The organism is Kitasatospora sp. Xyl93, assembly GCF_055383135.1.
In genome coordinates this window covers 220,712-241,772 of the sequence record NZ_AP029185.1, presented here as the reverse complement: position 1 = coordinate 241,772, position 21,061 = coordinate 220,712, and the positions used below count along the sequence as shown (strand labels likewise).

Annotated in this window: 19 protein-coding genes; 7 read left to right on the top strand and 12 right to left on the bottom strand. The window is 74.8% G+C overall.

Annotated elements, in window-relative coordinates:
* Positions 1-172 precede the first annotated feature (172 nt).
* Complete coding sequence (locus ACZ5GH_RS01150) at positions 173-499, bottom strand: acyl-CoA-like ligand-binding transcription factor (protein ID WP_464333117.1); 327 nt, start codon at positions 497-499, stop codon at positions 173-175.
* A 356-nt stretch (positions 500-855) separates the two neighbouring features.
* Between ACZ5GH_RS01150 and ACZ5GH_RS01145 the strand changes: the two genes are divergently transcribed.
* Complete coding sequence (locus tag ACZ5GH_RS01145) at positions 856-1,257, top strand: hypothetical protein (protein ID WP_464333116.1); 402 nt, start codon at positions 856-858, stop codon at positions 1,255-1,257.
* Between the two features lie 137 nt (positions 1,258-1,394).
* Here ACZ5GH_RS01145 and qcrB read toward each other — a convergent pair whose 3' ends face one another.
* The gene (gene qcrB / locus ACZ5GH_RS01140) at positions 1,395-3,017 is read right to left on the bottom strand and encodes a cytochrome bc1 complex cytochrome b subunit (RefSeq protein ID WP_464336775.1); all 1,623 of its coding nucleotides are present in this window, start codon (positions 3,015-3,017) and stop codon (positions 1,395-1,397) included.
* A gap of 408 nt (positions 3,018-3,425) precedes the next feature.
* On the opposite strand from qcrB, the gene ACZ5GH_RS01135 reads away from it, so the two are divergent.
* Together ACZ5GH_RS01135 and ACZ5GH_RS01130 are read left to right on the top strand one after the other, a co-directional pair.
* A complete protein-coding gene (locus ACZ5GH_RS01135) occupies positions 3,426-3,752 on the top strand; it encodes a hypothetical protein (protein ID WP_401115291.1) in 327 nt (108 codons plus the stop codon).
* 134 nt (positions 3,753-3,886) lie between these two features.
* On the top strand, positions 3,887-5,473 hold the full coding sequence (locus ACZ5GH_RS01130; RefSeq protein ID WP_464333115.1) for a glutamate synthase subunit beta: 1,587 nt from the start codon (positions 3,887-3,889) through the stop codon (positions 5,471-5,473).
* A 62-nt stretch (positions 5,474-5,535) separates the two neighbouring features.
* Here the strand turns inward: ACZ5GH_RS01130 and ACZ5GH_RS01125 are convergent, their stop codons facing one another.
* The gene (locus ACZ5GH_RS01125; RefSeq protein WP_464333114.1) at positions 5,536-7,044 is read right to left on the bottom strand and encodes a TolB family protein; all 1,509 of its coding nucleotides are present in this window, start codon (positions 7,042-7,044) and stop codon (positions 5,536-5,538) included.
* A gap of 261 nt (positions 7,045-7,305) precedes the next feature.
* Positions 7,306-8,601: an MFS transporter gene (locus tag ACZ5GH_RS01120; RefSeq protein WP_387755192.1), complete on the bottom strand. Its 1,296-nt coding sequence runs from the start codon at positions 8,599-8,601 to the stop codon at positions 7,306-7,308.
* Between the two features lie 100 nt (positions 8,602-8,701).
* On the opposite strand from ACZ5GH_RS01120, the gene ACZ5GH_RS01115 reads away from it, so the two are divergent.
* Entirely contained in the window at positions 8,702-9,364 is a 663-nt protein-coding gene (locus ACZ5GH_RS01115; protein WP_464333113.1) for a TetR/AcrR family transcriptional regulator C-terminal domain-containing protein, read from the top strand.
* 33 nt (positions 9,365-9,397) lie between these two features.
* Here the strand turns inward: ACZ5GH_RS01115 and murQ are convergent, their stop codons facing one another.
* Positions 9,398-10,303 carry an N-acetylmuramic acid 6-phosphate etherase gene (gene murQ, locus ACZ5GH_RS01110; protein ID WP_464333112.1) on the bottom strand — a complete coding sequence of 302 codons (906 nt, stop codon included), beginning with the start codon at positions 10,301-10,303 and terminating at the stop codon, positions 9,398-9,400.
* A gap of 215 nt (positions 10,304-10,518) precedes the next feature.
* On the opposite strand from murQ, the gene ACZ5GH_RS01105 reads away from it, so the two are divergent.
* Entirely contained in the window at positions 10,519-11,142 is a 624-nt protein-coding gene (locus ACZ5GH_RS01105) for an endonuclease (protein ID WP_464333111.1), read from the top strand.
* Between the two features lie 23 nt (positions 11,143-11,165).
* Here ACZ5GH_RS01105 and ACZ5GH_RS01100 read toward each other — a convergent pair whose 3' ends face one another.
* Positions 11,166-11,846 carry a DUF6445 family protein gene (locus ACZ5GH_RS01100; RefSeq protein ID WP_387755202.1) on the bottom strand — a complete coding sequence of 227 codons (681 nt, stop codon included), beginning with the start codon at positions 11,844-11,846 and terminating at the stop codon, positions 11,166-11,168.
* A gap of 121 nt (positions 11,847-11,967) precedes the next feature.
* The gene (locus ACZ5GH_RS01095; protein ID WP_464333110.1) at positions 11,968-12,615 is read right to left on the bottom strand and encodes a TetR/AcrR family transcriptional regulator; all 648 of its coding nucleotides are present in this window, start codon (positions 12,613-12,615) and stop codon (positions 11,968-11,970) included.
* Positions 12,616-12,811: 196 nt separating this feature from the next.
* Here ACZ5GH_RS01095 and ACZ5GH_RS01090 point away from each other — a divergent pair, with 196 nt between their 5' ends.
* On the top strand, positions 12,812-14,260 hold the full coding sequence (locus ACZ5GH_RS01090; RefSeq protein ID WP_464333109.1) for an MDR family MFS transporter: 1,449 nt from the start codon (positions 12,812-12,814) through the stop codon (positions 14,258-14,260).
* 40 nt (positions 14,261-14,300) lie between these two features.
* Complete coding sequence (mca, locus tag ACZ5GH_RS01085; RefSeq protein WP_464333108.1) at positions 14,301-15,194, top strand: mycothiol conjugate amidase Mca; 894 nt, start codon at positions 14,301-14,303, stop codon at positions 15,192-15,194.
* Between the two features lie 104 nt (positions 15,195-15,298).
* On the opposite strand, the gene ACZ5GH_RS01080 is transcribed toward mca, so the two are convergent.
* The 5 genes from ACZ5GH_RS01080 to ACZ5GH_RS01060 form a co-directional block, all read right to left on the bottom strand.
* Positions 15,299-16,768, bottom strand: a complete 1,470-nt coding sequence (locus ACZ5GH_RS01080) for an extracellular catalytic domain type 1 short-chain-length polyhydroxyalkanoate depolymerase (protein ID WP_464333107.1) — start codon at positions 16,766-16,768, stop codon at positions 15,299-15,301.
* A gap of 266 nt (positions 16,769-17,034) precedes the next feature.
* A complete protein-coding gene (locus ACZ5GH_RS01075) occupies positions 17,035-18,033 on the bottom strand; it encodes a YdcF family protein (RefSeq protein ID WP_387755217.1) in 999 nt (332 codons plus the stop codon).
* Positions 18,034-18,107: 74 nt separating this feature from the next.
* Positions 18,108-19,070 (bottom strand): prolyl aminopeptidase, encoded by a 963-nt coding sequence (gene pip / locus ACZ5GH_RS01070; RefSeq protein WP_464333106.1) that lies wholly within the window; start codon positions 19,068-19,070, stop codon positions 18,108-18,110.
* 218 nt (positions 19,071-19,288) lie between these two features.
* Positions 19,289-20,218 carry a lysophospholipid acyltransferase family protein gene (locus ACZ5GH_RS01065; protein WP_464333105.1) on the bottom strand — a complete coding sequence of 310 codons (930 nt, stop codon included), beginning with the start codon at positions 20,216-20,218 and terminating at the stop codon, positions 19,289-19,291.
* Positions 20,215-21,048, bottom strand: coding sequence for a GNAT family N-acetyltransferase (locus tag ACZ5GH_RS01060; protein ID WP_464333104.1), 834 nt, complete (start codon positions 21,046-21,048; stop codon positions 20,215-20,217). Before ACZ5GH_RS01060 ends, ACZ5GH_RS01065 begins: the two co-directional genes overlap by 4 nt.
* Positions 21,049-21,061: the final 13 nt, after the last annotated feature.

Genomic DNA, 21,061 nt, shown 5'->3' with positions numbered 1-21,061 from the left:
CCACCCGTCGGACGGCTCCCCGGCGGGCCCGCCCCCGCCGCCCCTGGTCCGCCCGCGACTGCCACCCGGGTCAGCGGCCGAGCCGGACGGCGGGCCGGGGCGGGCCCAGAGCGGGCGGCGCCGACCGCGGCGGCGGCGTCGGTCGTCCCGAACCCCCTCGGGTACGGCGGGTTCACCCGTTCCGCGGATCGGGCAGCCCGGCCGCCGGCTGTCGCAGGGCTTCGCCGAACAGCGGCTGGAACGGCACCGCCGGGTCGGCGGTCAGGTGGTGCTCGTCGGCGACCTGCAGTGCGCAGAGCGCGGCCGAGGCGACCAGCTTCGGGTAGAGGTCCCGGTCGGGGTCGGTCCCGGTGCGGGCGGCCACCGCCGCCGCCAGGCCGGCCCGGGTGGCGGCGGTGGCGCGGACCACCTCGGCCTGGAGCGCGGGCTCGCCCAGGAGCAGCCGGACGGCGGCCGTCCACTGCACGTGGGGCTCCTCGGCCGCGCCGTCGAACGGCACGGCCGGCGACCGGGTCAGTGCCTCCCAGAGCGGTTCCTCCGCCGGGCGTTCTCCAGCCCCCGTTCGATCGCCGGGCGCAGTGCCGCCCGGCTGAGGGCCTCCCGCGTCGCGGCCTTCTTCCGTTCCCGCAGTCCGGGTTGACCGTTCGTCCGGGTATCACTGTCCCGGCAGAGGTGCGCGGTGCCCGATCGTGCGCGGCACGCAAGATTTTCCCGGGTGTACGGGTTCTGGCGAGCCGTCCCCCCACCTGCGGTTCGTCGCTGGTAGTAGTTGCCTGGTTGCGGAGCGATCCCCGCCGGGAGCCCGTGCCCGCAGGATTTCCGACGGGACGACTCGACACGACTTGAGGAGCGGTCATGGGTGGCAGACAGCGTCCGCCGAGAGCGCGGACCCCCCGCCAGGGCAGGCCCGCCGGGGCCGGTGCCCGGGTGAACTCGCGGGCGGGGTTCGCTCGCATCGAGGGGTTCCTGGCCTGGGAGGCGGAGGTCGCGGCGGCCGAGCGGGACGCCCGCGCGTTCGCCGCGCAGTTCCCGTGGCTTCCGGAGCCGGAGCGGGAGTTCCTCGAACAGGCCTACGCCGCAGACCGGTTGCGCTACGCCGAGGAGGTCGTCGACCGCGCGGTCGAGCGCTGCCGGCGGCTGGCCGCCCGCTACCGCGTCGAGTGCCGCCGGATCTGCGCCCGCTGGGCGGCGCTCTGCCTCTCCGTCACCGTGGCGGCGGCGCTGATCGCCGTCGTCCCGGCCGTCCTGCGCGGCTGACCCACCGTTCCGGCCGTCACCGTCCGGTGCGGCCGGGTGCGCCCGGGCCGCCGTCGACCGCCCCGGGCGCGACGAGGGCCCGCTGTGCCGTCTCCGGCACAGCGGGCCCTTTCCGACGTCGGGGACCGGTCGGGGGATCAGTGGTGGCCGTGGCCGCTGGTGATCTCCTCGTGCTCCTCGACGGTGGGCTTGGCGATCTGGCTGTACTCGCCGTAGAAGCCGCGGGAGAGCTTCACCCGCGCGCGGGTCCACAGTCCGGCCTTGCGGGCCACCCCGTTCTCGTCCACCGCGGGCGGCAGCACGGAGGGCTGGGGCTGGTCGTGCGAGGTGAGGGTGTAGAGCCGGCCCTGCGGCAGCGGGGCGTGCACCTCGACGAACTCGCCGTGCTGGAGCCGGTTGATGACGCCGGTCTCCCGGCCGTGCAGCACCTTCTCCCTGTCCCGCCGCTGGAGGCCCAGGCACCACCGCTTGGTGATCACGAAGACGACCACCGGCAAGGTGAAGAAGCCGGCCCGCACCGCGTAGGTGATCGCGTTGATCGAGAGGTGGAAGTGGGTGGCCAGCAGGTCGTTGCCACCGCCGGCCAGCAGGAGCAGGTAGAGGGCCATCCAGGCCGCTCCGAAGGCGGTGCGGACCGGCGCGTTGCGGGGCCGGTCGGCGATGTGGTGCTCACCCCGGTCCCCGGTGATCCAGGCCTCCAGGAAGGGGTAGCACCAGATCACCATCAGCACCAGCGGGAAGACCATCAGCGGGATGAACACCCCGAGGTTGAGGGTGTGGCCGCCCCAGACACTGATCTCCCAGCCCGGCATCACCCGGATCAGGCCCTCGGAGAAGCCCATGTACCAGTCCGGCTGGGCGTCGGTGGACACCTGGTCCGGACGGTACGGCCCGTACGCCCAGATCGGGTTGACCGTGGCGATCGCCGACATCACCGCGACCACGCCGAAGACCAGGAAGAAGAACCCGCCCGCCTTGGCCGTGTAGACCGGCAGCAGGGGCATGCCGACCACGTTGCTGTTGGTCCGGCCGGGCCCGGCGAACTGGGTGTGCTTGTGGTAGAAGACCAGGATCAGGTGCGCCGCGAGCAGGCCCACCATGACGCCCGGGATGAGCAGGACGTGGACGGTGAACAGCCGGGGGATGATGTCGGTGCCCGGGAACTCGCCGCCGAAGAGGAAGAACTGCAGGTACGTCCCGACGATCGGGACGGACAGGACGGCGCCCTCCATGAAGCGGATGCCGGTGCCGGAGAGCAGGTCGTCCGGCAGCGAGTAGCCCATGAAGCCGTCGAACATGCCGAGGATCAGCAGCAGCGCGCCGAAGACCCAGTTGACCTCCCGCGGCTTGCGGAACGCGCCGGTGAAGAAGACGCGCATCATGTGGGTCAGCATCGAGGCGACGAAGACGATCGCGGCCCAGTGGTGGATCTGGCGCATCAGCAGGCCGCCGCGCACGTCGAAGCTGATCCGGACCGTCGAGGAGTAGGCCTCGGACATCGGGATGCCCTTGAGCGGCACGTACGACCCGTCGTAGACGACCTCGCCCATGCTCGGCGTGAAGAACATGGTGAGCCAGACGCCGGTGAGGATGATGATGACGAAGGTGTAGAGCGCGATCTCGCCCAGCATGAAGGACCAGTGGTCGGGAAAGATCTTGCGCAGGTTGGCCTTGGCCAGGGAGTAGATGCCGAGTCGGCCGTCCGTCCAGTCGGCCAGGGCCTCGGCCGGGTTGGCGGGGTTGGCGCGCGTGCTGGTCACCGGTCCCGGCTGCGACTGCTGGTCGGTTCTCACGACGGGCTCCCCGGCGTCCTCGGCGTACCGTGCTGGAGGCCCGCCGGCGGGAACGCCGGCCGGCGAAGTGTTGTGATCATGGGACCTCTCGATACGGGCCCGCCGGCCGGACCGGCGCGCGGACCAGGTGTTCCGCTGGACCCGTTGCTCAGGGTGATGGAGCGCTTACTCTGTCATGCTGTCGGCAGGGGGCCGACTGTGCACGTCCATCGGCCCGTCCGGCCGCTCGTGTCGGGCCGGACGGGGGGCTCTGACGCCCGATCGGCTGGCCGCCGCTCGGCCCAACGGGTGCCGATGCTGCGGTCGGGTGCCCCCGAAGCGTGTCGGCGCGCGCCGTGTCCGGGGGTCTCCCGGTCCAGGGCCTACGCTTCGCCAATGGCGGATCACCGTGAACTCTTCGAGGACGTCACCGAGGCCCTGGCCCGCGCCGGGTTCGACACCGGCCCGGGCTCCTCACCGCTGTGGATCGACCGTCACCCCGAGGGCGTGGTGGTCGGCTGGACGCCGGGCGCGGAGCCGGGCGGTCCGCCCTCCCGGGAGGCGGTCGCGGCACTGAGCGGCGCGGCCGCGGTCGTCCTGCGCGAGTGCGGCTACCTGGTCGCCGGTACGGAGGAGGGGGATCTGCTGGTGCGTTGCGCCGAACCGGTGACGGTCCCGGACTCGCCCGAGCCGGAGCCGGTGCCGGAACAGTGGTGGGGCTGAGCGGGGCCGTCCGACGGGCAGGGGCGGGCTGCGGCGGCCGCCGGTTTCGCGCGGTGCTTCGCGGGCGTACGGTGGCGCGCCGCCGGGTGGGCGGGCCGCTTGGTCCGTGTCGGCACGCCCTGCCGGAGGCCGCGATGGCAGACCGGATGGCCTTCTTCACCACCCCGCGCGCGGAGCGGGCGCGGCGGGACGCGCGGGAGCGGCTGGGGGACTGGCGGGAGGTGTACCGGCCGGGGTCGCTGCTGCCGGTGGTGGGCCGGCAGGCGGGGCGGTGCATGGAGTGCGGGCTGCCGTTCTGTCACAGCGCCTGTCCGCTGGGGAACCTGGTGCCGGAGTGGAACCGGCTGGTGGCGGCGTCGGATCCGGGGTCGGAGCCGGATCCTGGGGCCGGGTCGGACCCGGGGCCGGCGCCTGGGACGGGGACGGGGACGGGGACGGGGTCGGGGGAGGAGCGGGGCGCGGGGGCGGACTGGCGGGCGGCCGCGGCGCGGCTGCTGGCGACCAACAACTTCCCGGAGTTCACCGGGCGGCTCTGCCCGGCGCCCTGCGAGAGCGCCTGCGTGCTGGCGATCGACGGCGCGGCGGTGACGATCAAGAACGTGGAGCTGGCGATCGCCGACCGGGCGTGGGAAGCGGGCTGGGACGTGCCCCGGCCGCCCGAGTGCCGGGAGCGGGCCGGTGGTCGGCGGGTCGCGGTGATCGGCTCGGGGCCGGCCGGGCTGGCCGCCGCCCAGCAGCTGACCAGGGCCGGGCACACCACCACGGTGTACGAACGGGCCGACCGCGCGGGCGGGCTGCTCCGGTACGGCATCCCGCCGTTCCGGCTGGAGAAGCACCGGTTGGAGCGCCGGCTGGACCAGCTGCGGGCCGAGGGCGTCGACCTCCGCACCGGGGTGTGGGTCGGCCGGGACGTCCCGGGTGAGGAACTGCGGGCCGGGTACGACGCGGTGGTGGTCGCGGTGGGCGCCACCGCCTGCCGGGACCTGCCGGTGCCGGGTCGGGAGCTGTCCGGGGTGCACCAGGCGATCGACTACCTGACCTGGGCGAACCGGGTGGACGAGGGCGACCGCCCGGTCTCACCGGTGTCCGCCGAGGGGCGCGACGTGGTGATCGTCGGGGGCGGGGACACGGCGGCGGACTGCCTGGGGACGGCGCTGCGCCAGCGTGCCGCGTCGGTCACCCAGTTGGACGTCAATCCGCGTCCGCCGCGGGGCCGGGCCGCCGGGCAGCCCTGGCCGGTGCACCCCAAGGTCTACCGGGAGACCACCTCGCACGAGGAGTCCGGCGCCGCGGAGGCCGGGCCCCGGGTGTTCGCCGCGGCCACCGTGGGCTTCGAGCCGGGCCCGGACGGTCGGCTGGCCGCCGTCCGGTTCGCCGAGGCCGAACCCGCCGACCGCAGCCCGCGGGCCGGTACCGAGCGCAGCCTGCCGGCGCAGCTGGTGCTGCTCGCGCTGGGGTTCACCGGGCCGGAGCCCGACCGGCGGCTGTTCGGCCAACTCGGCCTCGCCACCGGCGCGGAGGGCGCCCTGGCCAGGGACGACGGCTTCGCCACGGCGGCGGAGGGCGTGTTCGTCGCGGGGGACGCCGGGCGCGGGCAGTCGCTGATCGTCTGGGCGATCGCCGAGGGGCGGGCGGTCGCGGCGGCGGTCGACCGGTACCTGCGGGGGTGGACGGAGCTGCCGGCGCCGATCCGGGCCTCGGCGCGGGCGCTCACGGTGTGAGTCCGGGAGCGCCCGCGCCGGACCGGGCCTCCGCCGGGGGTCAGTGGTCCGTCGGGCGGGTGTCAGAACAGCGGCAGGCGGCGGAGGAACACGTCCTCCACGCCGTTGGTGTCCCCGGGGACGAGGGTGCCGTCGGCCGAGGTGAACACCACGGTGGTGCCGAAGGCGCCGGGGAACGGGGAGTGCGAGGGGCCGGTGCTCTGCGAACCGTCGCCCGCCAGGCTGACCCGCTCGGTGCGGCCGGTCCACAGGTCGTGGCGGAACACGTCTTCGGCGCCGTTGGTGTCGCCGGGGACGAGGTTCGCCGCCTCCGAGCTGAAGAGGACCCACCGGCCGTCCGCCGTGATCCGGCCGCCGTAGGAGCTCAGGGTGGTCGTCGTACCGGGCAGGCCGGCGCTGACCAGCGTCTCGGTGCCCCGCCCGAGGTCGCGGACGTAGACCTCGAAGTGGCGGTCCCACTGGGAGTCGCCGTGCAGGACCCAGGAGGAGTAGACCGCGTAGCGGCCGTCGGGGCTGATCGAGGGGCTGACCACGCCCTTGTAGCCGCCGTCGGCGTCCGGGCTGGCCAGGCTCGTCCGCCCGGTGCGCAGGTCGCGGGCGTACAGCGGGTAGGTGCGCGGCTTGCGGATCTCCGCGCGGGGGTCGGGGAGGGCGACGGGTCGGAGGTCGGCTCGGGAGTCGGGCAGGGCGTCGGGGCGGGCGTCTGGGCGGGACGAGTCGGCGGTGAACTCCTGGTCGGAGCTGGCCCTGAGCTCGGCGACCACCTTCGGGGAGAGGCCGCCCGCCTGGCCCGGGTCGAGGAGGTTGGTCGCCTTGGAGATGAAGACGACCGTGTTGCCGTCGGCGCTGATCTCCGGCGCGGAGGAGGAGGCGTCCGCCTCCCTGCCGTCCGCGCCGATGCTGACCAGGCGGGTGTCGCCCGTCCAGCGGTCGGTGACGTAGATGTTGCCGCCGGACCAGGTGACCGTGCCCGGGGCGAGGTCACCGCGGTTGGACTGGTAGGCGACGTAGCGGCCGTCCCAGCTGATCGAGGGGACGCCGGAGAGCTTGCCGGTCTGCGGCACTCCCGTCCTGCCGACGCTGACCAGCCGGGTCTCGCCGGTCCGGCGGTCGTGGACGTAGACGTCCTCGGAGCCGCGGTTGGCGCCGGGGGCGAGGTTGGTGGCGGTGGAACCGAACGCCACGTAGCGGCCGTCGCCGCTGATGGCGGCCTGGTAGGAGGCGCCGTCGGCCTGGGCGCCGCCCGGGCCGGTGTCGACCCGTTCGGTGCGGCCGGTCCACAGGTCACGGACGAAGACGTCGGACGTGCCGTTGGTGTCGCCGGGCACCAGGTCGGCGGCCTGCGAGGTGAAGACGGCGAAGCGGCCGTCGGCGCTCAGACCGTCGGCCTGCGAGGCTCCGGTGGCCTGAGCGTGTCCGGGACCGACGGAGACGCGTTCCGTGCGGGCGCCCGGCCGGACGGCCGGGCCCGCGTCGGCCGGAGCGGCCTGGGCCGGTGCGGCGACGGCGGCGACCAGTGCGGCGGCCGCGAGGGCGCAGGCCGTGCGCAGCGGGCGGCGGATGCGGATCATCTGGTTCCCTCCCCTGGGATCGGCCGTGCCGCGTCGGCGGTGGACGCCGAACTCCCCGGCGGCCGGCTCGGGGTGAGCCAACCGCCGGGCGGGGCGGTCGGTCAACGGTTGCGCGCCGGGAGCGGCGCACCCGTGCCGGGAGCCCGCAGACGTGATCGAGTCGGGTGCGTACGGCTGTTGCGGCGATCCGGTGACAGGAGGGTCGGGAGATCTGCCTACGGGGGGTGGTGGGTTGGGGCGGGGGCCGGTGGGCGGGTGCCGTCACGGGGTGGGCTCCGCGGTGGCCGGCCCGGTGCGGTGGGCCCGCTGGTCGTAGCGCCAGAGCGCGGGGATCGCGGCGGACAGCGCGGCCGAGCTGCCGAGGCAGAGCAGGCCGCCGGTGCGCAGGGCCGCCCGGATGCCCTGTCGGGCGGCGAGCCCGCCGGCCCGGAGGTCGCCCAGGGCCGGGCCGGCGGATCCGGTCAGCATCTCCAACCCGGCGGCGCGGCCCCGGAGTTCGTCCGGAATGGACTGGTTCCAGATGGCGCTGCGGAAGGTGTCGCCGATCCAGTGCGCGCCACCCGCGACGGTGAGGCAGAGCAGCACGGTCCATAGTCCCGGGGCGAACGCGGCCGCGGTCGTCGCCGCGCCGACCAGGGCGGCGGAGAGCAGGACCAGCCGGCCGTGCCGGTGCACCCGCGCCGCCCACCCGCCGGTCGCGGCGGCGAGCAGGCTGCCGGCCGCGCCGGCCGAGTAGAGCAGGCCGAGCGCCCAGGTGGCGTCCAGGTCCGCGGCCAGGAACGGGAAGAGCGCGGTGGGCAGGGCGAAGACGGTGGCGGCGAGGTCGGCCAGGTAGGTGCCGATCAGATCGGGCCGCCTGGCCGCGTACCGGGCGCCGTCGAGGAACTCGGTGAGCCGCGGTGCCTCGGCGTCCCGCTCGGAGGGGACCGGCCGGACCCGGGCGAGCAGGGCGATCGAGAGCAGGAAGGTGCCGAGGTCGACCAGGTAGGCCGCCGGGACGCCGGCGGTGGCGATCAGCAGGCCGGCCGCCGCCGGGGCGGCCACGCCGCCGATGCTCCAGCGCAGCGAGAGCAGGGCCCCCGCCGCCACCAGCTGGTCCCGGGGCACCAGCCGGGGCACCATCGCCTCGACCGAGGGCTGCTGGATGCCCTGGAGCGCCGCGGCCACCCCGGCGGCGGCGTAGAGCGGCCAGACGGAGGGCGTGCCGAGCAGCGCGTTGGCCAGCAGGAGGGCGCTGAGCGCGGCCAGTGCGACCTCGGTGACCAGGGCGACGGTGCGGCGGTCGGCCCGGTCGGCGAGGACACCGCCGTAGAGGCCGAACAGGACGGTGGGCACGAGTTCCACCGCGCCGACCGCGCCCACGGCCAGCGGCGAGCCGGTGAGGTCGGCGATCTGGAGCGGGATCGCCGTCATGGTGAAGATCGAGCCGAGCAGGGTGACCGTGCCGGAGGTCCAGGTCAGCCGGAAGTCCCGGGAGGACCGCCAGGGCGCGGTGTCGGGCAGCACTCGGGACCGGAAGCGGCCCCTTCCGGAGGTCGGGTCCGGTCCGGAGGTCATGAGGGGTGATCCCTTCGCGGCCGTCGGCGTCGCGACGGCTCTCCTTATCGCCGATAAGTTCCAGCTCGGGAACTTATCGGCGATAAGGTGGGCCTGGCAAGTGGTTGACGGGGAGGTCGATCGGATGGCGCTGCGGCGCGACGAGGTGGTGCGCACGGCGCTGCGCCTGCTCGACGAGGAGGGCATCGACGGGCTGACCACCCGCCGGCTCGCCCGTGAACTCGGCGTTCAGTCACCGGCGTTGTACTGGCACTTCAAGAGCAAGCGGGAACTGCTCGACCTGATGGCCGAGGCGATGCTCGCCGAGGCCCTCCCGCCCGACCGCGAGCCGGACCCGGAGCACTGGCCCGAGTGGATCGCCGCCGACGCCCGCGCCAAGCGGAACGCCCTGCTCGCTTACCGCGACGGCGCCCGGGTGCACGCCGGAACCCTGCCCACCGAGGACGAGCTCCCGGCGGTCGAGGCCCAGTTGGGAGCGCTCTGCGGAGCCGGGCTGCGCCCGCGCACGGCGCTGCGGCTGCTGCTGACCGTCGACCGCTACATCATGGGCTGGGTCACCGAGGAGCAGGCCTGGCGGCAGGATGCCGCGGACCGCGACCGGCCGCCGTTCCCGGACGAGGCGCTGAGCGGACTGCCGCTGCTGCGCGAGGCGGTCGACGTGCTGCGGATGACCGACCACGACGCCGACTTCGAGTACGGGCTGCGGGTGCTGATCGAGGGGTTCCGCGCGGAGATCGCGCGGGAGGCTGGGGAGGGCCGTTAGGGCCTGGATGCCGGCGGCCCCGGGGCGCGGGCGTCAGGGCTGGGCGAGCCGGAGGGCTTCGCGCAGCCGGCCGTCCGAGGCCGTGAGCAGGCGGGCGGCGGTGGGGGCGTCCACGTCCGCGAGCAGGGACAGGACCGCGTCCTTGGCCCGGCCGCCGGTCGCGGCCAGGGCGCGGTCGACCGCGGCCCCGTCGGCGCCGGTCGCCTCGGCGACGATCCGTCGGGCGCGGTCGCGCAGCTTGTCGTTGGTGGCGCGCAGGTCGACCATCAGATTTCCGTACGTCCGTCCGAGCCGGACCATCACGGCCGTGGACAGCAGGTTGAGCACCAGCTTCTGCGCGGTGCCCGCCTTGAGCCGGGTCGATCCGGCCAGTACCTCCGGGCCGACCTCCACCTCGACGCCCAGCTCGGCCGCGGCCGCGAGGGCCGAGCCCCGGTTGCACGCCAGCCCGACGGTCAGCGCCCCGGCCGCCCGGGCGGCGCGGACGGCGGCCAGCGGGTAGGGCGTACGGCCGGAGGCGGAGACGCCGACCAGGGTGTCGGCGGGGGTGAGGGCGAGCGCGGCCACGTCGGCCTCGGCGAGGTCGGTGCGGTCCTCGGCGCCCTCGGCGGCCGCCGTCACGGCCGAGCGTCCGCCCGCGATCAGGCCGACGACCAGCGCCGGATCGGTGCCGAAGGTCGGCGGGCACTCGACGGCGTCCAGCACACCGAGCCGCCCGGCCGTCCCCGCACCGGCGTAGACCAGCCGGCCGCCACGCGCCATCCGGGCGGCCACGGCGTCGACCACGGCGGCGATCCGGTCCAGCTCCCCGGCGACCGCCGCGGGCACCGTGCGGTCCTCGGCGTTCATCAGGCGGAGCAGCTCGACCGTGGGCAGCTGGTCGATCGCGGCCCACTCGGGGCGGACGGTCTCGGTCGTGGGAACGGCATCACGGCTCATGCTCCCGCCTCGCTTCGCTCGGCAGGGGCCTTCGCCCACGCGCACCTCTTGATGATTCGCTCGCTGCGCTCGCTCATGCTCCCGCCTCGCCTCGCTCGGCAGGGGCCTTCGCCCACGCGCACCTCTTGATGATTCGCTCGCTGCGCTCGCTCATGCGGCGAGCCTCCCCGGGTGCGAGGCGCCCGAATCAGGGCAAGCGTGGAGGGAGGGAGGTGGTGGCCGTGCAACCGACCGTTGCCGAACTGCTGGACCGGTTCGGCCGCACCTACGCGGAGGAGGCGGGGATCACGCTGCGGGACAGGCCCTCGCCGCTGTACCGGCTGCTCGTCCTGACCGTGCTCTGCTCGGTGCGGATCAGCGCCGGGACCGCCACCGCGGCGGCCCGCGAACTGTCGGCCGCCGGGCTGCGGACCCCGCGTGCGATGGCCGGCGCCCGGCGCCGGACGCTCATCGAAGCCCTGGGCCGGGCCCACTACGTGCGCTACGACGAGAGCACCGCCACCGCGCTCGGACAGGGGGCGGAGCTGCTGCTCGACCGCTGGCACGGTGACCTGCGGCGGCTGCGGGAGGAGGCCGGGGGCGATTCCGAGCGGATCGGCGAGCTGCTCCGGGAGTTCCCCCGGATCGGACCGGTCGGCGCGGGGATCTTCCGGCGCGAGGCGCAGGCGGTCTGGCCCTCGCTGCGGCCGTACTTCGACGAGCGGGTGCTGGAGGAGGCCCGGACGCTCGGGCTGCCGGATGAGCCGGACGGACTGGCGGCGCTGGTCGGGCCGGGGGACCTGGCCCGGTTTGCGGCGGCGCTGACCAGGGCGAGCCTGGCGCACGTGGGGGCCGGGTGAGGTGTGCCGTTGCTGGGCGGGCGTCAGGCCATCCAGAAGAAGACCGCCGTCATCCGCCGCTCGGCGAGCTCGGTGCCGTAGTAGCCGGTGGCGCTGTGGATCAGGTTGGCGTGGTAGAGGAGCAGTTGGTTGTAGCGGTTGGGGACGCGGACGTCCTCCGTGAAGTGGTCGGCCGGTACGTGGCGGGTGCCGAGCGCCTCGACCAGGTTGTTGTGCGGGGCGTTGACCAGGTTGCCGCCGAGGCGGCCGCCGGGGAACTGCTGGCGGTAGAAGCTGGTGCCGGCGTCCTTGGGGGCGCCGGGGCTGAGGTAGAGGACGGCGGCGTAACGGCAGAGCGCGCGGGAGTCGGTGTGCGGGCGGGACTCGGACTCCCCGGCGCCGACGACCTGGACGCAGTTGTGGTTGAGCGTGCCGCCGCCCGGGGTGCTCTGCACCCAGAGCCGGGAGGCGCCGGTGGCCTTGCGGACCAGCGACTCGACCCGGGCCAGCTCGTCGGGTTCCAGGCCCGGCATGGTGCGCAGTCCGGGCCATGTCTCGGGGCGGTGCGGGTAGCCCTCCGTCCAGTCCCCCCGGGCCAGGCAGCGCTCCCGGACGGCGTCCGGGTCGGGCAGCACGTCGTCCAGGACCCAGTAGTCCCGGCCGCGGGTGGGTTTGCGGTACGGCAGAACGGGCAGGGCGATAGGCCTGATGGGCTGTGGGGGCATGCGCCGACCATAGGGGCGGTGATCGTCAACGTTCTGCCGTGAGCAGGTCAACCTTTCGTCAAGGGTGCCCTGACCTGGGCGTATGGCCGGGGCCCCGGGCGCGCGGCGGTGGTCCGGTGCGCTAGTCCTCCCGTACGGCGAAGCTCCCCAGGGCGCCCTCCAGGCGGTCGTAGGCCCGGACCGCCGAGGGGCGGACCGCGGTGGCGATCGCCGCGTGCTCCTCACCCGCCAGGGTGCGTCGGAACACCTCGGCGAACACCGCCCGGTCGACGGCGGCGAGCAGCGCGGCGGCGACCCGGCACTCGAAGCCGACGGGTCTCTCGTGCACCGCCTCGGCCAGTGCCTCGGCGAGTGCCGTCTCGCTCTGCTCGTGCAGCTCGCGCAGCCGGGCGCCCAGCGAGGGACTGTCGAAGACGGTGCGGGCGAAGGCCGGGCCGGAGAAGCCGAGCCGGGCGTCGTGCCGGTCGAGCCCGGTCAGGCAGTCGCGGCGCAGGGCGGCGAGCGCGGACTCGCCCGGCGCGCGCCCGGCGACGGCCGCGGCGAGCCGGCCGGCGAGCTCCTCGTGCAGGTCGAAGAAGAGGTCCTCCTTGCGGGGGAAGTGGTTGGTGACGGTCATCTTGGCGACTCCCGCGGCGGCCGCGACCTCGGCGATGGTCGTGCGGTCGAAGCCCTGCGCGATGAAGAGCCTGGTCGCGGCGTGCGAGATCGCCTCGCGGGTGCGGCGCTTGTTGAGCTCGCGCAGGTTCGGCGTGGTCCCGGTCTCGGTCATGGCGGGAGCGTAGCGCAGTTCGCTGGGTCGAGCACAGTAATTAGGTTTGACCCAGAAGCTCGGTCCGTCCTAAGTTCTTCCCGGGCGGTCGGACCGGCCGCCCGGGTGAGTGTCCGCGAGGGTGCCGGGTGAGCGTCGGAGTGACCGCACGCGGCTTCGGGGAGCGGCTCGCCCGAGGGCGACCAGGGGAGGGCGCATGACCACATCCGTCACGGCGAAGGACCGACCGGGAGGAGTCCGGGAGGGGGAGCCGGAGCCGATTCCGCCGGGCCTGTGGAAGATGGGCGCCGTGCTCGCGCTCGGGCCGGTGCTCGCACTGTTGGACAGCACGATCGTCAACGTCGGCATCGACTCGGTGGGGCGCGACCTGCACAGCTCGATCGGGGCGGTGCAGTGGGTGGCCACGGGGTACCTGCTGGCGATCTCGCTGACGATGCCGCTCTCGGGCTGGGCCGCGGCGCGGTTCGGTGGGCGGCGGGCGTGGCTCGCCTCGGTCGTCCTGTTCGTGCTCGGATCGGCGCTGTGCGGGCTGGCCTGGTCGACGGGCAGTCTGATCGCCTTCCGGGTACTGCAGGGGATCGGCGGCGGGATGATCCAACCGCTGGGCCAAGCGATCATCATACAAGCAGCCGGCCCCTCCAGGGTCGGGCGGGTGATGGGCACGCTGATGCTTCCGATCAGCCTGGCCCCGGTCCTCGGTCCCATCCTCGGCGGGCTGGTGCTGGAGCACTTCGACTGGCGCTGGATGTTCCTGCTGAACGTGCCGGTCGGGCTGGTGATCCTGCTGCTCGCCGCCCGGTGGCTGCCGGCTGACGAAGCGTCGGACGGGCCGAAGCCCCGGCTGGACGTCACCGGTCTGGTGCTGCTCTCGCCGGGCCTGACCGGGCTGGTCTACGGGCTCTCGACGGTCGGTGACGGCGACGCGACGGCCGGCTGGGCCGCTCTGCTGGTGGGCGTGATGCTGGTGGCGCTCTACGGCCGGCACGCGCTGCGGGTGGGCCGCGGGGGAGTCCGGACGCCGCTGATCGACCTGCGGCTGTTCGCCCGGCGCGGCTTCAGCGTGGCGACGGCGAACAGCTTCCTGCAGGGCGCCGCGCTGTACAGCTCGATGTTCCTGGTGCCGCTGTACTACCAGCAGGTGCGGCACGCCGGCGCGGTGGAGGCCGGTCTGCTGCTGGCCCCGCAGGCCCTCGGCACGGCGGTCACCGCCATGCTGGCCGGCCGGATGACCGACCGCATCGCGCCGCGTCCGCTGATCCTGATCGGCATCGCCTGCTCCCTGGTCGGCACCGTCGCGTTCACCCGGCTGGGCAGCGGCTCCGAACCGGCCGGCTGGCTGATCGCCGCCTCGCTGGCCCTGCGCGGCGCGGGCATGGGGATGATCGCGATACCCGGCCTGGCGGCGGTGTACGGGAGCGTCGAGAAGGACCAGGTGCCGACGGCGGCGGGCGCGGTCAACGTGCTGAACCGGGTGGGCGGAGCGCTCGGCACGGCGGTGCTGACGCTGGCGCTCCTGCAGGCGCAGGACGGGCACCCGGGCCACCCGGGCGCGGCCTTCGGCGAGACCTTCTGGTGGGTGCTGGCGCTGTCCGCGCTCGCCATCGCTCCGGCACTGCTCTACCCGAACACCCGCAAGTCCGGCTGACCACCGGTCGGTTCCCGACCCCCCAGGCATGGAGGTACCCGTGTTCACCCGTCACCCCGGCGGCCTGCGGCTGCTCAGCGTGCACGCGCACCCCGACGACGAGTCCAGCAAGGGCGCGGCCACCCTCGCCCGGTACGCCGCCGAGGGCGTGGACGTCCTGGTCGCCACCTGTACCGGCGGCGAGCGCGGCTCGGTGCTCAACCCGGCCATGGACCGGCCCGAGGTCCGGGCCGACATCGCCCGCGTCCGGCGCGAGGAGATGGCCGCCGCCCGGGAGATCCTCGGCGTGCGCCAGCGGTTCCTCGGCTTCGTCGACTCCGGGATGCCCGGGGAGGGCGAGCCGCTGCCGGAGGGCTGCTTCGCCGCCCAGCCGGTGGAACTGGCGGCGGAGCCGTTGGTCGCCCTGATCCGGGAGTTCCGCCCGCAGGTGGTGATCACCTACGACGAGACCGGCGGCTACCCGCACCCGGACCACGTGATGACCCACCGGGTCACCGTGGCGGCCGTCGAAGCCGCCGCCGACCCGGAACGCCACCCCGGGCTGGGCGGGCCCTGGCAGGTGGCCAAGCTCTACTACCACCTGGCGCTCTCCCGGGCCTGGTTCCAGGCCCTGCACGAGGCCATGACGGAACGGGGCCTGCGCTCGGAGATGGGCGAGCTGCTCGCCGGCTGGCCCGACACCCCGCCCGCCCTGGCGACCACCACCCGGATAGCGTGCGCCGAGCAGTTCGCCGTACGGGACGCGGCGATGCTGGCGCACGCCACCCAGGTCCAGCCGGGTGTGGCCTTCATGGCCCACCCGCGGGACATCGAGCGCGAGGTCTGGCCGACCGAGGACTACCACCTGGCCCGGAGCCTGGCGCCGGCGCCAGGCGCGGGTGAGGTCGAGACCGACCTGTTCGCCGGGCTCCGGGCGGGGGTGGGGGCGGGGTGAGCTCCGGGGTGGGCGCGGTGGACGCATTGGGCGTGGCGATGCGGGCGTTCGCGGCGGGGCGGGCGGTCGGGGCGGTGCTCGGCCGCGTGCCGGCTGTCATCCGTTCAGCACTGGCCGTCGGCGAGAACGTAGTAGCCCGGGCCGGTCTGCTTCAGGGTGTGGGTGACGAAGGTGTTCCAGAGCCCCATGCTCTGGCCCGAGCCGAGGGCGTAGGCGAGGCCGCCGCTCTGGGTGGCCCGGCCGGCCTGCACGTGCGCGTAGTTGCTGGCGGTGTAGCACTGGGACGTGCCCCCGCCCGGGGTGGTCGCCGTCACCGCCGCCGACCGGGTGCCGACCGCGCCCGACCCGTCGACCGCCGCCACGGTGTAGCTGTACGTGGTGCCGGCCGCGAGCCCGGTGTCGGTGAACGCCGTGCCGGTCGCACTGCCGACCTGGCCGCCGTCGCGGAAGACCTGGTACGAGGCGGCGCCGCTGACTGCCTGCCAGGTGAGGGCGATCGAACCGGAGGCCGCGGTCGCGGTCAGCCCGGTCGGGGCCGGCAGCCCGGGGTCGGCGGGGCCGGAGCCGCCGTCCAGCCCCCAGAACCGCGCGGTGTGGTAGCCGGAGCAGATCGTGTCGAGGAAGTAGGCGCCGGTCGCCCCGCACTGGTCGGCACCGGAGCCCGGGTCCACGGCCAGGCCGTGCCCCATCCCGCTGATCGTGAACAGGGCCACGGCGGGCTTGCCGCTCGCGTCGGCGTAGAGCTCCTCGGTGGTGCCGCCGGGGAGGCTTCGGGTGCTGGTCGGCTGACGGCCGATGCCCTGGACGTCGGTCCACTGGTCCCGCAGCTCGGTCGAGTTCACCGGCCTGACCACGGTGTCGGCGGTGCCCTGCCAGATCGCGACCCTGGGCCACGGCCCGGTGTACCCCGGGTACGCGGCCCGGACCTTGTCGCCCCACTGGGCCGGGGTGAGCCGCTGGTCGGAGTTCTGGCAGCCGGAGGCGGCGGCCTGAGTGGCGGCGCAGTGGGCGGGCAGGCCGGAGTCGATCGCCCCGCCGGCGAACACGTCCGGGTAGTCGGCCAGCAGGTCGGCGGCCATCCCGCCGCCCGCCGAGAGCCCGGTGACGAACACCCGGTGGGTGTCCGAGCCGTACAGGGACTCGGCCTTGGTGACCATCTCGACCACCGACTCGGCCTCGCCGACGCCCCGGGCGGCCTCGTTCGCGTCGAACCAGCTGAAGCAGGAGAGGCTGTTGTTGGCGCTGCTGGTCTGCGGGAACACCACCGCGAAGCCGTACTGGTCGGCGAACTTGGTCCAGCCGGAGTTGCGGTAGTAGTCGGTGGCGCTCTGGGCGCAGCCGTGCAGCGCCACCACCAGGGGAGCGCCGCCGGGCAGTCCGGCGGGGGTGTAGGTGTACATCGCGAGGTTGCCCGGGTTGGTGCCGAACCCGGTGACCTGCTGGAAGCTGCCGCTCGTGGCCGTGGCCGTGGCCGTGGTGCGGGAGGGTGCGGCGGAGGCCGGGGCGGGTGCGGTGGTGCCGAGTGCGAGAGTGACGGCGGTGAGCAGTGCCGCCGCGGCGGGGCGCAAGGGCATGGGGACTCCTGGGTGGGGGAGGAGTGGGGGCCTGTCCCGTGCAGCGTGGCGCGCCCCGCGGCCCGGTGCCATGTGGCAGTCATCCGAGGTCCGCCGCCCGGGCATGGCACGGGCCGCCATGGTTCCGCCGCCCCGGAGCGCGCCCGGGGCGACCACCGGAGGCCGCACCCGCACCGTGCCGCACCGCACCGGCGCCCGCACCGCACCGTGCCGCACCGCACCGCACCGGCACCTGCACCGCACCGGGCGGGCGGGACCGGGGTGGATCAGAGGGCCACGAGCACGCCGCACAGGGCGATGAAGCCGCAGATCCCGAAGTTGACCAGCTTGTGCGAGAGGAAGATCGCGGCGAACTCGCGGATGGTGGCGCTCGGCCAGTAGTACCGGGCGGTGGGCGAGCCGAAGACGTGGCCGTTGACGCCGGTCTGCCGGGCGAGCAGGGCGGCCCGGAAGGCGTGGAAGTTGTTGGTGACCACGACGCACCGGTAGCCGGGCTTGGCCTGCTCCATGATGGCCTTGCTGAAGAGCAGGTTCTCCTCGGTGGTGCGGGAGCGGTCCTCCCGCTCCAGGTGCTCCTCGGGGAAGCCGCGCTCGACCAGGTAGTCGGCCATCGCGTGGGACTCCGGCAGCTTCTCGTCCGGCCCCTGGCCGCCCGAGGTGATCAGCACCGGCGGGTTGCCGCGGGCGGCCTGCTTCTCGTACACCTCGTGGCCCCGGTTCAGCCGGCTGGCGAGCAGCGGCGGGACGCGCTCGCCACCGATCAGCCCGGAGCCGAGCACCACCACGAAGTCCACGTCCTGGCGCGGCCGGTGGCGGCCGTACAGGAAGGCGTAGCCGACGAAGCAGGTGAACAGGAAGGAGACGTAGCCGACCACCAGCACCGCGGTGCCCGCCAGGGCGGCCAGTTGCCGGGAGTGGACGACGAGGGCCGCGACCAGCAGCCCGATGACCCCGAGGATGCCGAGGCCGGCGAGCAGCGACAGCAGGTTGGCCGGCCGCCTGCCCTCCTTGCGGATCATGGTCAGGCCGTTGGCGAGCAGGAACCAGACCAGGGCCGCCGTGCCGAAGGCCGGGAGGATGACGATGAGGGCCGCGACGAGCGTGACCACCACGCCGGGCGCCTTGCGGAGTTCGGCGAGCAGGGCGAGGGAGAGGAGGGAGACGGCGATGCCGAGCAGGACGGCGTTGCTGAACTGGCGGCGGTCGCGTAGTACCCCGATTCCGAACAACAGGAAGAACAGGGCGGCTGGGGCATAGGCGATCATGCGTCGTATGGTAGGCCTTCCTCGGTCTGGACCATTCGTACGGAAGGCCCAACCGCCCCGGGGCTCATGGCCGATCAGGCGAAGCGTTCGATCGCGGCCAGGACGGCGTCCCTCATCCGCGGGCTCCCGGTGTGCCCGGCCTCGTCGATGACCGTCAGTCGGGCGTCCGGCCAGACCTTGACCAGCTGCCAGGCGGTGTCGACCGGTCCGCCGAGGTCCAGCCGACCGTGGATCAGTTCGCCGGGGATTCCGGCCAGCCGCCCGGCGTCGCGCAGCAGTTGGCCGTCCGGCAGGAAGGCCTGGTGCGAGAAGTAGTGCGCGGTGATCCGGGTGAAGGCCATCAGGGCGTCGGAGGGTCGGTCGGTGTACGCGTTCGGCTTGCCCAGGGACTCGTGCGAGATGACCGCGTCCTCCCAGGTGGCCCAGGCGTTGGCGGCGGCCCGCCGGACGGACTCGTCGGTGCTGTTGAGCAGCCGGCTGTACGCGGCGAGCAGGGCGGAGGTGTCCCCGTCCCGGTCGGCGGGCGGAAGGAAGTCCCGGAACTCCTCCCAGGCGCCGGGCAGGAAGCGGCCCACGCCCCGGTAGAGCCAGTCGGTCTCCTCCGGGCGGGTCATGGTGACCCCGCAGATCACGATCGCGGAGACCCGCTCCGGGTGGGCCTGGGCGTACGCGAGGATCAGCGTGGAGCCCCAGGAGCCGCCGTACAGCAGCCACTTGTCGATGCCGAGGTGCTCGCGCAGCCGCTCCATGTCGGCGATCAGGTGCGCGGTGGTGTTGTGCTCCAGGCTGGTCGACGGGTCGGCGGCGGACGGCAGGCTGAGCCCGCAGCCGCGCTGGTCGAACTGGACGAGGTGGTAGCGCTCCGGGTCGAAGTGGCGCCGGGAGCCCGGGCTGTGGCCGGAGCCGGGCCCGCCGTGCACCACCACGGCGGGCGTTCCGGCCGGGTTCCCGGAGGCGTTCCAGTGCATCAGCTGCCCGTCGCCGACATCCAACAGGCCTTGTGCGTACGGCTCGTAGAGGGGATACGGCTCGGGCATCGGTGACTCCTCCGTGATCGTACGAGCGGACCCGGGGAGCCTACCCCGGTGTCGGACCCCGAGGCGGCCCGTCCGCGGCCGGCGGGGTGGGCGGGGGCGCTCCGCCCTGCCGGACCGTGTGAGGAGCCGGTCCGCAGTCCGCCGCGGCAGCAGTCCGCCGCGGCAGCAGTCCGTCCCATCAGCAGCCCGCCGCCGCAGCCCGCCGCACCGGCGGCCGGTCAGCGGATGCCCTCGACCGCCGCCTGCGCCGTGCGGGCCAGCTCGCGCCGGGCTCCGGCCCGGCCGGGCTGCGGGCCGGGCGGCGGTATCGGCGGCAGGAAGGTCACGTCGGCGACCAGCCCGCGGGCGGCGACCACCCGGGCGAGCGAGGTGAGCAGCCCGTCGTCCCCGATGAAGGCGGGCACACTGGTCGGCCGCCCGTCCGCCAGCCGGTAGCGGATCGTCACCGGCTGGACGTCGGCGCCAGCCTCCACCGCGGCCTGGAACAGCGCGGGCCGGAAGCGGCCGCTCTCCCGCCCGCACCAGGTCGACCCCTCCGGGAAGACGATCACCGGGTGCCCGGAGCGCAGCACCTCGGCCACCGCCGCTACGGTGTCCGGCAGGGTCCGCAGCCGGTCGCGGTCCAGGAACACGGTGCCGCCCCAGGCGATCAGCGGGCCGAGCACCGGCCACTGCCGGACCTCGGTCTTGGCCAGCGACCGGCCGGGCCGCCCGGCGGCGAGCAGCGGTATGTCCAGCCAGGACACGTGGTTGGCCACCACGAGCACCCCGGCGCCCGCGCCCGCGCCGCCCGCGCCCGCGCCGCCCGCGCCCGCGCCGCCCGCGCCGCCACCGCCCGCGCCGCCACCGCCCGCGCCGCCGCCGCCCGCGCCCGCGCGCGGGCCCGCGCCGGACTCCGGTCCGTCGGGCCCGGTGAGGTGGACGGTCACCCCCAGGGTGCGCAGCACCACCCGCGCCCAGAGCCGGACCAGCCGGTCCCGGGCCCGTTCCGGGAACAGCCGGACCGGCAGGCTGAGCACGATCCCCGCCAGCACGGCGGCCAGACAGGCCGTCAGCCGCAGCGCCCGCCGGGGGTGGGAGACCTCCGGCGAGGCTTCGGCCAGGCAGGTCTCGGGCCGGCAGGTCGCCGTGGGCAGCCAGACGCTCATGACGAGGCGCCCGAGGCGGGTACGCCGGACAGGAAGTGCCGCAGGTAGCGGGGGTCGGTGCGCTCCAGCGACAGCAGCACGTACAGGTCGGCGCAGTCGAAGTCCGGGTCGTACGCGGGCTCGCCGCAGACCCAGGCGCCGAGCCGCAGGTAGCCGCGGAGCAGGGCCGGCAGCGCGCCCCGCTCGGCGCGGGCCACCCCGGTGGCGTCCCAGCGGCGGTGCGGGGCGACCCGGTACTCCTCGGGCGCCAGGTGCTTGGCGCTGACGGTGTCCCAGACCCGGGCCGCGGTGGCGCCGCCGTCCGCCAGCTCGATCGAGCAGCAGCCGCCGACCCAGGTGTTGCCGGTGTCGGCGAGGTAGCGCGCTATGCCGCCCCACATCAGGTTGATGACGGCGCCGTTGCCCCGGTGGTCCGGGTGGATGCAGGAGCGCCCGAGCTCGACCAGGCCGGGGCGGAGCGGCGCGAGCGCGGAGAGGTCGAACTCGCCGTCGGAGTACAGCCGGCCGGCCCGGCGGGCGGCCTCGGGGCGCAGCAGCCGGTAGGTGCCGACGACGGCGCCCTGCTCGCCCTCGCGGACCAGCAGGTGGTCGCAGTACTCGTCGAACGGGTCGACGTCCAGACCGGCGACCGGGCTGTGCAGCACGGCGCCCAGTTCGGCGCCGAAGACCTGGTGGCGCAGCCGCTGAGCGGCGCGCACGTCGTCCTCGTCGCGGGCGAGGGAGACGGTGTACGCGGCCGGGGCGGCGGGCCGGGGGCGGGGCGTGGGGACCGCCGGGGCGTCGTGGGTGGTGGCGACTGCGGACGGAGCGTACGTGGGGACGGTGGTCATGGCGGACCCTCCA

Bases quoted from the DNA above. Each gene is read 5' to 3' on its own strand.
- ACZ5GH_RS01145 (WP_464333116.1), top strand. From the start codon at position 856: ATGGGTGGCAGACAGCGTCCGCCGAGAGCGCGGACCCCCCGCCAGGGC.
- ACZ5GH_RS01135 (WP_401115291.1), top strand. From the start codon at position 3,426: ATGGCGGATCACCGTGAACTCTTCGAGGACGTCACCGAGGCCCTGGCC.
- ACZ5GH_RS01130 (WP_464333115.1), top strand. From the start codon at position 3,887: ATGGCAGACCGGATGGCCTTCTTCACCACCCCGCGCGCGGAGCGGGCG.
- ACZ5GH_RS01125 (WP_464333114.1), bottom strand. From the start codon at position 7,044: ATGATCCGCATCCGCCGCCCGCTGCGCACGGCCTGCGCCCTCGCGGCC.
- ACZ5GH_RS01120 (WP_387755192.1), bottom strand. From the start codon at position 8,601: ATGACCTCCGGACCGGACCCGACCTCCGGAAGGGGCCGCTTCCGGTCC.
- murQ (WP_464333112.1), bottom strand. From the start codon at position 10,303: ATGAGCCGTGATGCCGTTCCCACGACCGAGACCGTCCGCCCCGAGTGG.
- ACZ5GH_RS01100 (WP_387755202.1), bottom strand. From the start codon at position 11,846: ATGCCCCCACAGCCCATCAGGCCTATCGCCCTGCCCGTTCTGCCGTAC.
- ACZ5GH_RS01095 (WP_464333110.1), bottom strand. From the start codon at position 12,615: ATGACCGAGACCGGGACCACGCCGAACCTGCGCGAGCTCAACAAGCGC.
- ACZ5GH_RS01090 (WP_464333109.1), top strand. From the start codon at position 12,812: ATGACCACATCCGTCACGGCGAAGGACCGACCGGGAGGAGTCCGGGAG.
- ACZ5GH_RS01080 (WP_464333107.1), bottom strand. From the start codon at position 16,768: ATGCCCTTGCGCCCCGCCGCGGCGGCACTGCTCACCGCCGTCACTCTC.
- ACZ5GH_RS01075 (WP_387755217.1), bottom strand. From the start codon at position 18,033: ATGATCGCCTATGCCCCAGCCGCCCTGTTCTTCCTGTTGTTCGGAATC.
- pip (WP_464333106.1), bottom strand. From the start codon at position 19,070: ATGCCCGAGCCGTATCCCCTCTACGAGCCGTACGCACAAGGCCTGTTG.
- ACZ5GH_RS01065 (WP_464333105.1), bottom strand. From the start codon at position 20,218: ATGAGCGTCTGGCTGCCCACGGCGACCTGCCGGCCCGAGACCTGCCTG.
- ACZ5GH_RS01060 (WP_464333104.1), bottom strand. From the start codon at position 21,048: ATGACCACCGTCCCCACGTACGCTCCGTCCGCAGTCGCCACCACCCAC.